Source organism: Pseudomonadota bacterium (assembly GCA_010028905.1).
Lineage (GTDB): Bacteria > Vulcanimicrobiota > Xenobia > RGZZ01 > RGZZ01 > RGZZ01.
Map to the genome: position 1 here is coordinate 1 of RGZZ01000137.1, position 10,749 is coordinate 10,749.

Consider the following 10,749-nt stretch of genomic DNA (forward strand, 5'->3'; position numbering starts at 1 on the left):
GCGGCGCGCCAGCTCGCCGGTGAGGTCGATGTCGTCGTGGTGGGAGGGGGGAACGCCCGCGTGTTCGCCGCGGACGCCGCGCTCCCGGACGGGGTGCGCTCCCTCGGCTACGTTGATGATGCGTCATTGCGGGCATTGTACGAGCATGCCTTGTGTCTCGTGTATCCCTCGTGGTACGAGGGGTTCGGCTTTCCCCCCCTCGAAGCCATGACCTGCGGATGTCCCGTCGTGGTCTCGCGCACGGCCTCCTTGCCAGAGGTGTGCGGGGATGCCGCGCTCTACTTCGATCCCCACGCAGCCGACGCGGCGGTGCAGATCGCTCGGCACGTTCGCGCCATCCTCACCGACGGGGCCGCGCGGGCGCGCTGCGTCGAGGCGGGCCTGCGCCAGGCCCAGGCGTTCAGCTGGGCCGCGTCGGCCCGCGCCCATCTCTCTCATCTGGAGCAGCTCTCTCATGCCTGATGCTCGCGCGCGCGCCGAGGGCAGCCGTTCGGCCTCGCTGGGCACCGCGTCCCTCCCGCACGGCTTTCGAAGCGCCATCGTGCACGACTGGATCGTCGACCTGGGGGGCGCGGAGAAGTGCCTGGCTTCGCTCTACGACATGTTTCCTTCCGACGTGTTCACCGTGGTGCACGATGACCGCAGCGTCACGCGCCTGGGCATTCCGCCGGATCGCGTCACCGATTCGTTCGTTGCCCGGCTGCCACGCGCGCGCCGCAGCTACCGCTCGTACCTGCCGCTGCTCCCCAGCGCGGTGGAGGCCTTCGACCTCTCTGCCTACGACGTGGTCATCTCGAGCTCGCACGCGGTGGCGAAAGGCGTGCTCACCCACGCGGGTCAGCTGCACGTGTGCTACTGCTACACGCCCATGCGCTACGCCTGGGATCTGTGCCACCAGTACCTGCGCGAGACCGGCCTCGACCGCGGCCTGAAGGGCCTCGCCGCGCGGGCGGCCCTGCACTACCTGCGCCTCTGGGACCTGAGCACCGTGAACCGGGTCGACCACTTCGTGGCCATCTCGTCATACATCGCCCGACGCATCGCGCGCGTGTACGGTCGCGAGTCGACGGTCATCTATCCGCCCGTCGACGTCGACCGTCTCGCCGTGGGCCGGGAGCGCGACGACTTCTACCTGGCCGCCTCGCGCTTCGTGCCGTACAAGCGCATCGATCTCATCGTCGAGGCGTTCTCTGCCATGCCGGATCGGCGCCTCGTGGTCATCGGCGATGGCCCCGACGCGGCCAAGATCGCGGCCAAGGCCGCGTCGAACGTGCAGCTGCTGGGGTATCAGCCGGATGATGTGCTGCACGATCACCTGCAACGGGCGAGGGCCTTTGTGTTCGCGGCCGAGGAGGACTTCGGCATCGTTCCGGTCGAGGCCCAGGCCTGTGGAACCCCGGTCATCGCGTTCGGCCGCGGGGGTGCGCGGGAGACGGTGGCCGAGGGGGTGAGCGGCGTCTTCTTCGAGGAGCAGACCGTGCGATCGCTCATCGATGCCGTTCACCGCTTCGAGAGCGGGCCGCCCCTGGCGCCACCGGACGGCATCCGCCAGCAGGCCATGCGGTTCTCTCGTCAGCGATCGAGAAGCACGCGGCGTTCGCAGAGCGACGCTGATGCTGGCCTTCCTGTTCGTCACGGCCGCCGTGCTCGGCGGCGCCGCGCTCACCTTCGTCTTCGAGGAAGACGCGAGCCTGACGTGGCGCCTCGCCTTCGGTGCTTCAGTGGGCCTCACGGCGGCGTCGCTCTTCGCCTATGTGCTGGCGTCGGTGCTCGGGCTCACGCCCATCGCGGTGTGGCTGGCCACCGCTGTCGCCCTGGCACCGCTCGTGCTGCTGCGCCGGCCGGCGCTGCGGGCGCGCCTCGTCGCTTCGATGCGGGCGCTTGCGACCCGCCCCGCGGCCCTGGCAGGCGTTGCGGTGACCGGCATCTTCGCCGTGGTCGTCTGCGGTCGGGCGTTCTACGTCACGCCTGGCGGCATCAGTGTGGGCGATGTGCACAACTTCGGCGACCTCACCTTCCATCTGGCCATCACGTGCGACTTCCTGTTCGGCCAGCGCTTCCCGCCAGAGCACCCCTCACTTGGCGGCGCCTCGCTCACCTATCCCTTTCTCACCGATTTCGGCGCGGGCGTGCTCGCCGTGGGCGGGCTGCCTCTCGATCAGGCCTACCAGGTGCAGTCGAGCATCCTGCTCCTGGCCCTTCTCGTGCTCATCCACGCCTGGTTCCTCGAGCTCACCGACAACGGCCTCGCGGCAACCCTCGGCGTGGTCATGTTCGTCTGCAGCGGTGGTCTCGGCTGGTTCGCCTTCGTGGGCGAGGTGTGGTCCGGCGAACGGGGGATGTTCCCGCTCCTCGGTGACCTGCCGCGAGACTACACCATCTCATCGACACCGGCCGATGGGCTGCGCTGGGGCAACATGATCACCACGCTGCTCATCCCCCAGCGCACCCTCGTGGTCGGTCTGGGGCTGGCCGTCACGGTGTTCACGCTCTGGTGGCGGGCGCTGCGCAGCGGCGATCAGGCGGGGGTGAACCGTCGCATGACGGCGGCAGGCTGTGTGGCGGGTCTTCTTCCTCTCGCGCACGCCCACAGCTACCTCGTGGTCATGGGGGTGGGGGCGTGCCTGGCGCTCCTGTTCTCGGTGCTGCACGTGGCCGCGGAGCCGTCTGATCCGCCTCGGCCGGGGATGGGCGCCTGGGGGCGCTTCGCCGTGGCGGCGCTGGCCATCGGCCTGCCTCAGATCGCCCTCGCCATGCGGGGGGCGAGGCTGCAGACCGAAGGGTTCATTGGCTGGAAGCCTGGCTGGGACAAGCCGGACGAGATGTCGTTCGTGATGTTCTGGCTGCGCAACACCGGGCTGCTCATCCCGCTCACGGCGGTCTCTCTCATCGCCCGCGACGAAGAGCGGCCGGTGGTGCCTCGGGCGCTGCGCTTCTACTGCGCCCCCTTCTTCCTCTGCTTCGTGGTGGCGAACCTGCTGCGACTGGCCCCCTGGGTGTGGGACAACATCAAGGTGCTGGTGTACGCCTTCCTCGCGGCGCTTCCGCTGGTGGGGCTCATGGTGGCGGGTCTGCTGCGCCAGCGGGGGGTGTCACGCGTGGTGGGCGCGGCCCTCTTCGTCGCCCTCGTGCTGTCGGGTCTCCTCGATGTGTGGCGGGTGACGTCGGGGCAGGTCGACCAGCCCGTCATCGACCGCAGCGGGGTCTTGTTCGCCGAGCAGGTGCGCGGGGTCACGCCGCCGGGGGCGCTCATCCTGCACGCGGCGGTGCCCAACCATCCTCTTGTGCTGAGCGGGCGGAGGCACTTCCTGGGCTATCCCGGCCACGTGTGGTCGCAGGGGCTTCCCCCGGGAACACGGGAAGAAGACATCAAGCAGGCCTACGCGGGCGGTCCCGCCGCGGTCGAGATGCTCCGCAGCCAGCATGTCGAGTACATCGCGGTGGGTCCCCAGGAACGTGGGGCGGTCTCGGTCAATGATGCCTTCCTGGCCTCCATGCCCGTTGTGCTGAATGTGGGGCCCTACTCCCTCCATCAGGTGAAGATCACGCCATGAACACTTCGCGCATCGCCGCTGTCGCCGTCATCATCGTCGGCGCGGTGCTGCGGCTCCACCAGCTCACGCTGCGCCCCTTCCATCACGACGAGGGGGTGAACGGCTTCTTCCTCACGCGGCTTGTGCGCGAGGGCTACTACAAGTACGACCCCTCGAACTACCACGGCCCGTCGCTGTACTACCTCACCGTGCCCCTGGTGAAGCTCTTCGGGCTGACCTCGTTCGCCCTGCGGTTCGAGCCGGCGATCTTCGGCATCGCCCTCATCGCTCTTGTGCTCTTCCTGGGGCGTCGACTCGGTGACTGGGCCGCCGTGGCCGCTGCCGCCTTCATCGCCCTGTCGCCGGGCATGCTGTTCTTCTCGCGCTACTACATCCACGAGATGATGCTGCTGTTCTGCATGCTCGGCCTCATCGTCTCGGTCGACCGCTACTGCGTCTCTCGGGGACAGGCCTGGCTCTTCTCGGCGACGGCCTCGGCGGCAATGATGTTTGCCACCAAGGAGACCGCGGCCCCCATGCTCGTGGTGCTGGCGCTGGCCTGGGGCTGCGCCTGGATCTGGATGAAGCTGGCGGGCGGTGGGAGTCCCGCCAGCAGCGAGAAGCCAAAGGGCAGGCGCGGCAAGAACCAGGCGGCGAAGGCCCCCGAGAAGGAGGCGCCTGCCGACGGAGGGCAGTGGCCTCACACGAATGTCACCGTGCTGCTCTGGATGGCCGTGGTGTTCGTCGCCATCAATCTCCTGCTCTACACGTCGTTCTACACCAACAGAGGGGGGCTCGTCGACGCGTTCAAGGCCTTTGCCTTCTGGACCAAGACGGGCGAGAGCTCCCACGTGCACCCCGTGACCCAGTACCTCACCTGGATGATGGCCGTCGAGCCATCGGTGCTGGTGCTCGGATTCATCGGTGTGGCGTTCGCCCTGGCGCGCCGTCCGAACACGCTTGTCGTGTTCTGCGCCTTCTGGGCGCTGGGCATGCTCTCGATGTACAGCCTCATCGCCTACAAGACCCCGTGGCTCACCATCAACATCGTGCTCCCCATGGCGGTGATGAGCGGGTATGCGGCCCAGGAGATGTTCGGACTGTTCGGTCGGCCCACCGGCGCCATCATCGTGGCGGTGGCGCTCGCCGTCAGCGGCTACCAGGCGTGGTCGCTGAACTTCGAGCACTACGACGACAACCGCGATGAGGTCGTCTACGTCTACGCGCACACCGTGCGTGATGTGAACCGCCTCCTGGCCGACATCAACCGCCTGGCCGAGCGTGACAAGGGGCTCGACAGCAAGATCGCCATCGTCGCCCCCACCTACTGGCCGCTTCCCTGGTACCTGCGCGACTACAAGCAGGCGCTCTTCCACGGCAAGATGGCGGCGCTCGACGACGCGTCGATGGCCATCTCAGAGGCCGATCACGACGGCGACCCGGAGCACGATCAAGACGCCGCCATGCGCGCCGCGGCCAAGACGGGCATGCAACCGGTGGGCACCTACACCCTCCGGCCGGGCGTCACCCTTGTGCTGTGGGCGCAGCAGCGTCTGGGCAAGCCGTGACCGCTCTGCGCCTCAGCGTCGTGGTGCCCGGCTACAACGAGGAGGCCCGCATCGGCCCCTCGCTGGAGCGCCTCGATGCGTGGCTCGGCAGCCACGTGCCCGGTGACTACGAGATCGTGGTGGTCGACGACGGCTCGCTCGATGATACACCCGCGCTCGTCGAGCGCCTGGCGCAGCGCATGCCGACCATCCGGCTCATCTGCAACCGTCCCAACCGCGGCAAGGGTGACGCCGTGCGCACCGGCATGCTGGCGGCGCAGGGGCGCCTGCGCGTCTTCACCGACGCCGACCTGGCAACGCCTCCGGAAGAGATCGGGCCCATGCTCGAGGCGCTCGAGCGCGCGCCCGTGGTCATCGGCACCCGGGTGCATCCGGACGGCACCGACATGCGCACCGCGTCGCAGACGCCCACACGGCGCCTGCTGGGGCGCGTGTTCACCTTCGTGGCCTCGTTCATCGTGGGGTTCGGCGTGAAGGACACGCAGTGCGGCTTCAAGGGGTTTCGCGCGGAGGCCGCCGAGGCCATCTTCTCGCGGCTGCGCACCGCGGGCTATGTCTTCGACGTCGAGGTGCTCTGTCTGGCGAGGCGTCTCGGATACCCCGTGGTGCAGCTCCCGGTGCGCTGGCGCGACCCGGGCGGTTCTCGGCTGCAGGCTCGTCCGGGCCTTGCGCTGCGCACCCTGCGCGAGCTGTGGCGCCTGTGGTGGCGGCTGCGCGCCTGAGCTTTCGGGGAGGCTGAGGCATGGGCGGGTGCCCGCGCTCAGGCCTCGCCCTCCGGCACCCCGCCCTCACGCTTCCACGAGAGCCAGCGCTCGAACACCGAGAGCCCATCGGGCACCACCTCCACCTGCTGCGCCCAGCGCTCGAGGGCGTCCTCCGCGATCCAGCCGCCCCAGGCGATCTCCTCGGCCTGGTGCGTGATGGGGCCATCCCAGGTGACGTCGTACACGGCGATGAACGCGCGATTCCGGTCGCCCTCGTAGCGATGCGTGAACAGGCGTCGCACCGCCCCGGAGGTGATGCCGAGCTCTTCGGCGATCTCGCGTCGCGCCGCCGTGTCGTACGACTCACCCCGCGCCACCACGCCTCCCACGAACATGTCGTACAAGCCCGGGAAGAGGTCCTTGGTGTCGGTGCGCTTGTGCACGTAGACCTCGCCGCGACTGTTGCGACACAAGATGCCCACCCCGCGGTGCAGCAGGTTCTCGCGGCGCATGCGCCCGCGGGTCGTGACCTCCACCACCTCGTCTCGGTCGTTCACCAGCTCGACTTCTTCATCTGCGCTCATGGGGGCCGGGGTTCGCCGTCGAGGGCTTTTTCCTCTGCCGTCGGTTCCGCGGGCACGAGCGCGCCGTGTTGCGCGACGGGGTGGCGGCGGTCGGTAGGACATGGCCTCCGCGCGCGGGAAGCCCCTGTGAGGCGGCGCAGCGGCGGGGGCGAGACCTTCTGCGCGATGTCGCGCCGCGCAGAGGGGGAGCCGATGACACAGGTCGTGGATTCGTCTGGTGAGCCGAAGCGGTCGATGATGGGATGGCTGATCGTGGCCGTGGTGGCGGTTGCGCTGGTCGCGGGCGCGCTCGTCATGAAGCGGGAGAAGGGCGCCGCACCCACGGCGGCGGCTACGGGCGTCGATGCCCTGGCTGCCGTGGTCCCGTCAGATGCCCTCGTCTTCCTCGCCGTCGACCTTCGGCAGCAGTGGCCGGCAGCCAAGCTGCTCGACGCGCTCCGCGTGCTCGAGAAGCAGAGCCCCGCGCTCTCACGGTCGGTCGAGGATATGGAGAAGGAAGGGGGCTTCAAGCTCGAAGAGGTCGCGAAGTGGTGGGCTTCGGCGGGTTGCATCGCCTTCACGCCGTCGGCGGGGCAGAAGGGGTTCACCCTGCCAACAAGCTCCGAGCAGCCGCCGTTCGAGCTCGTCATCGCGCTCTCGGTCACCGACGAAGGCGCGGCGCGCGCCTTCATCGAGCACCGGCTGAAGAAGGACGCGTCGTCTCCCAGGGAGAGCGAGCGCGAGGGCGTCAAGCTCTGGATCTGGTCTGGGTCGAGCAACAAGATGGAGCTCGGCTTCGCCATCGAGCACGGCCATCTCTTCGTCGGAACGGCCAGTCGCGTGATCGCCGCCGTGAAGGCCGCCGCGGGCAAAGGGCCTGCCCTGGCAGGGCAGCCCCAGTTCGTGGAGGCGCGCCAGCGTGCCAGCGGCCCCTTCAACCTCTTCATCTACGCGGCTGTGTCTGACGCTTTCGCCCCCCTCCTGAGTGCGTCGATGCAGAGCGCCCAGGTCGACCAGCGAACCCTCGAGGGGCTCAAGGCCCTTCCCTACGTGGTGCTTGCGAACGACTTTACCTCCGATCACGGGTCGGTCGCCTACATGAAGGTCGACCCGTCGTCGAAGAGCGATTTCGCCAAGGCGCTGCTCAGCCCCACGCCGCTCACGGCGCCCCTCACGCGGCTGTTCCCCCGCGCCTGGGGAGGCTACACCGCGCTGAATGTGAAGTATGCGGGCGCGGTTCTCTACCAGCTGGCGATGCTCTTGCCCGAGCCTCGCTCCAAGATCGACATGGGCCTGGCCATGATGGGACTTCAGCTGGGCTTCGACCCCTTGGGCGAGTTCGTCAAGGCCAGCGATGGCGACGTGGCGTGGTCGGCTGACATGACGCAGGGCCTGGGCGAGGGGAGCGCGCAGAAGCCAGGCGCGACCGCCGCGTCACAGTCGTTCCTCGTGGCCGTCTCGATCAAGGACAAGGCGGTTGCGGAGGCGCTGATCGGCAAGATCGAGCAGAAGGCGCACCTGTCGTCGCGCGTGGTCGACACGGTCGACGGTGTCGCGGTTCACGGGTATGACCGCGTTCCCGTGCTCTGGGCCACTGTGACAAAACCCGCCAGCGCGCTGCTGCTCGCCATCGGTCCGCGTTCGAGCAGCCTGCTGAAGGCGGGGCTGGGGTCGGCCGGGGCCGCACCTGCCGAGAGCGTGGAGGGTGTGGCTGAGCTGGAAGCCCTCCGCAAGGCCGCTGATGGCAGAGCGGAGATGGCTTCGTATCTCGAGCTAAAGCCCGTGATTGCCGCAATCATCGACGCCGTGAAGACGCTGCCCTCGCGGGGAGACGCCTCGAGCGACGCGATGCGCGCTGCCTTCCTGCGAACGCTCGAGGGCATGCGCGCGCTTCGCGCGATGTCGGTGGTGTCGGTCGAGAAGGACGGAGTGGCGGTTCACTCCCGCGGTCCCGGTCTGGACGCGGTTGCGGTCGGGGGTCCGACCATGACGGCCATTTCCCCTCGAGCCTGTCGCAGCTCGTGCCGAGCTACCTGAAGTGGGTTCCCACCTGCCCCTCGGCGGGGAAGGACACCTACTCCCCCTCGTTCCAGACTTCCGCGCGGCCGGACGCCTACACGGTGATCTGTGGGGGGCACAACCACGGCGGGGCCGGGCTGTCGCCCACCTACCCGCAGTACACATCGTTTCAAGGACTCCTCGAGCGATGACCTTTGCGGCGCGCGACCGGCCGCTTTCCGCTGTCCTCTGTCCCGTACCTCGGCCGGGCACGCCTGCGTCGCCAGGATCAGGGCGTTGCCGGCTTTCAACCTTTTTTCAGACGTCTCTCGTACACTGATGTTGGGGTCGGGAGAAGACCCGCTCCCCCGCCCGAAGCACACGACACCGACCTGAGTGGTCGGGAGAGGAGGACATGACGATGCCCGCAACCCTGCGCCGAGAGACTTCTGAGCGCGCCTGGTCGACTGCGTCCCACAGCGGCCGATCGGTGGGCGTGAGCCGTCATGTCCACGCTGTCCAGCTGGCGGGCCTCGAGCAGCGCGTCCGTCACAAGCAGATGATGGTGGGCTGGCTCGACGTGGTGGGCTCCCTCGTCAACGCTGCCGCCGTGCTGGCCTTTCTGGCCGCGGCCGCGGGAGTCGGAGCGGTCTTCGTCAGCTTCCGCAACGCCGAGTCCACGCTTCCGGGCCTGGCCGTGTTCCTGGTCTGCCTCACGGCGGCGGTGGGCTTCGTGGCCACCCGCTCCCTCGTCATCAACGGCAAGCGCGCGCTTTGCCGTGACATCGAGGAGACCCTGGCCGAGCGCAGCCGTCTCCAGTACCTGCGCTGATCTCCATCGGCCCGCGCGCATCTCGCGCATCGCGCGCTTCGAACGCAATGCCTGCCTGCTTCGTCACGGCAGGAGCAGGGCACGCTCCTCCGGCTTTGGCAGCGCGCACATCTCGTGCTTTCCGAAGATGCGATAGCGCACCCGCGCCACGACACGGTACCCCAGGTCGAGCAGCGGTGCGGGAATGACGCCCAGCAGCGCGCCCAGACGCCACGGGTAGGGCAGGTAGCCCGCGATCGCAACGACGGCCGCGCTTCGCATGCGAATGCCGCGGTCATCGACGAGGACGATGCTCTCGAGTGTTGCGGGAATCTGGGGATGTTGCGCGCGCAAGGCCGCGGCGGTCGTTCCTTGCAGGGGCGCGTAGCGCAGCACGCGCGCGGTGTCGTGGCGCACGAGCCAGCGCACCACTCCGTTGCAGAGGCCGCACACGCCGTCGAACAGCACGATGGGGGACGCGTCTTGCATGCGCAGGGCTTCGCCATTCCCCCCTCGGGGTTCTTCCTCTGCGCGAAATGTTCAGCCCGGGTTCACAGGCCGGACACATCGCGCGGCCTCGTTTCACCGGTGATTTATCGCGCTCTGACAGAATGAGGTCGATAGAACCACCGTCAGGCGGCATCGCATCGGTTGCGGCGCCGTGACGACGGATGAAGCAGGAGGCAGCCCATGACTCCCATGTCCTCGTACCTCAACCCCGGTCTTGCGTCCATGACGGGCTTTGGAATGCCCATGAGCGCGTCGCCGATGGCGGGGCCGCTGGCGTCGCCGGCGTTTGCGCCCATGGGCGACGCCACCACGCTCTATGGGGCCATGCCCGGTTCGCAGTGCGACCCCTACGGCGGGGGCAGATACGGTCAGGCCGCCAGCCAGCGCCCCAAGCCCGCGCTCAGCGATGAGGAGAAGAAGGCGCTGCAGGCCCAGGCCCGGGCCATCGGGGGGAGCAACGACCTCGACGGCGACGGCAAGGTGGGCTGTTCCGAGAAAGAAGCGGCCCAGCACATCCGGGACGACTTCAAGAAGAAGATGGAGAACGACCAGGCGCTGGCGGTGGGTGCCCAGGCCCTCGGCTTCAAGCCCAGCGATCTGCAGTGAGTCTTGCCGCGGCGCGTCCCTGGCCTCCGGAGACGCCGAACCCGCGCGTCTCCGGAGGGGCGAGGCGCACCGAAGGGGTGGAGGGAGACGACCATGACGATGGACATGCCCACGGAGGCGGTGGACCTGCTCAATGCGCTCTACTGGCAGTCGCCGGAAGTCGAGGCACGGCTCACGGCGTTCTCGGCCCTGCGCGATCGGGTTCGTCACTGGCTCGCCATTGAGGGGGCCTTCGCCATGTGCGACAAAGAGGCGGGACTTCTCGACAACCTCCGCTACCTGTGGAACGACATTGATCGGGCGACCCGCGCCCGCAACCATGCCGCCATGCTCGAGTGGCTGAGCACCCTTCTCCCCCAGGCCCTCGCGCTGCAGCACCGCATCGCCTGCGAGCGCGCGCAGGCGATGCGGTGCTGCAGCGCGAGGGCCTGGGGGAGAAGGGTGCTCAGCCACTCG

The 10,749-nt window shown here is 68.6% G+C and carries 10 protein-coding genes; 8 read left to right on the top strand and 2 right to left on the bottom strand.

Annotated features, from left to right (window positions below; genetic code table 11):
- From EB084_11310 to EB084_11325, 4 genes are all read left to right on the top strand, one after another.
- Positions 1 to 462: glycosyltransferase family 1 protein (locus tag EB084_11310; protein ID NDD28842.1), on the top strand; the 462-nt coding region annotated here is incomplete at its 5' end.
- Positions 455 to 2,359, top strand: coding sequence for a glycosyltransferase family 4 protein (locus tag EB084_11315; protein ID NDD28843.1), 1,905 nt, complete (start codon positions 455 to 457; stop codon positions 2,357 to 2,359). The genes EB084_11310 and EB084_11315, both read left to right, overlap by 8 nt.
- 1,191 nt (positions 2,360 to 3,550) lie before the next feature.
- Positions 3,551 to 5,101, top strand: a complete 1,551-nt coding sequence (locus EB084_11320; protein ID NDD28844.1) for a TIGR03663 family protein — start codon at positions 3,551 to 3,553, stop codon at positions 5,099 to 5,101.
- Positions 4,861 to 5,823 (top strand): glycosyltransferase family 2 protein, encoded by a 963-nt coding sequence (locus tag EB084_11325; protein ID NDD28845.1) that lies wholly within the window; start codon positions 4,861 to 4,863, stop codon positions 5,821 to 5,823. The genes EB084_11320 and EB084_11325 overlap by 241 nt, the downstream gene beginning before the upstream one ends.
- A gap of 38 nt (positions 5,824 to 5,861) precedes the next feature.
- Here the strand turns inward: EB084_11325 and EB084_11330 are convergent, their stop codons facing one another.
- Positions 5,862 to 6,491: an NUDIX domain-containing protein gene (locus EB084_11330; GenBank protein ID NDD28846.1), complete on the bottom strand. Its 630-nt coding sequence runs from the start codon at positions 6,489 to 6,491 to the stop codon at positions 5,862 to 5,864.
- Positions 6,492 to 6,581: 90 nt separating this feature from the next.
- Between EB084_11330 and EB084_11335 the strand changes: the two genes are divergently transcribed.
- Both EB084_11335 and EB084_11340 read left to right on the top strand, forming a co-directional pair.
- Positions 6,582 to 8,405 (top strand): hypothetical protein, encoded by a 1,824-nt coding sequence (locus EB084_11335; protein NDD28847.1) that lies wholly within the window; start codon positions 6,582 to 6,584, stop codon positions 8,403 to 8,405.
- A 376-nt stretch (positions 8,406 to 8,781) separates the two neighbouring features.
- Positions 8,782 to 9,198, top strand: coding sequence for a hypothetical protein (locus EB084_11340; protein ID NDD28848.1), 417 nt, complete (start codon positions 8,782 to 8,784; stop codon positions 9,196 to 9,198).
- Between the two features lie 63 nt (positions 9,199 to 9,261).
- On the opposite strand, the gene EB084_11345 is transcribed toward EB084_11340, so the two are convergent.
- Positions 9,262 to 9,648 (bottom strand): DUF393 domain-containing protein, encoded by a 387-nt coding sequence (locus EB084_11345; GenBank protein NDD28849.1) that lies wholly within the window; start codon positions 9,646 to 9,648, stop codon positions 9,262 to 9,264.
- A gap of 219 nt (positions 9,649 to 9,867) precedes the next feature.
- Between EB084_11345 and EB084_11350 the strand changes: the two genes are divergently transcribed.
- Together EB084_11350 and EB084_11355 are read left to right on the top strand one after the other, a co-directional pair.
- The gene (locus tag EB084_11350) at positions 9,868 to 10,293 is read left to right on the top strand and encodes a hypothetical protein (protein ID NDD28850.1); all 426 of its coding nucleotides are present in this window, start codon (positions 9,868 to 9,870) and stop codon (positions 10,291 to 10,293) included.
- Positions 10,294 to 10,386: 93 nt separating this feature from the next.
- Positions 10,387 to 10,749 (top strand): hypothetical protein (locus tag EB084_11355; GenBank protein ID NDD28851.1); only part of this gene is annotated, 363 nt, incomplete at its 3' end.

Bases quoted from the DNA above. Each gene is read 5' to 3' on its own strand.
- EB084_11320 (NDD28844.1), top strand. From the start codon at position 3,551: ATGAACACTTCGCGCATCGCCGCTGTCGCCGTCATCATCGTCGGCGCG.
- EB084_11335 (NDD28847.1), top strand. From the start codon at position 6,582: ATGACACAGGTCGTGGATTCGTCTGGTGAGCCGAAGCGGTCGATGATG.
- EB084_11315 (NDD28843.1), top strand. From the start codon at position 455: ATGCCTGATGCTCGCGCGCGCGCCGAGGGCAGCCGTTCGGCCTCGCTG.
- EB084_11350 (NDD28850.1), top strand. From the start codon at position 9,868: ATGACTCCCATGTCCTCGTACCTCAACCCCGGTCTTGCGTCCATGACG.
- EB084_11330 (NDD28846.1), bottom strand. From the start codon at position 6,491: ATGTCCTACCGACCGCCGCCACCCCGTCGCGCAACACGGCGCGCTCGT.
- EB084_11340 (NDD28848.1), top strand. From the start codon at position 8,782: ATGACGATGCCCGCAACCCTGCGCCGAGAGACTTCTGAGCGCGCCTGG.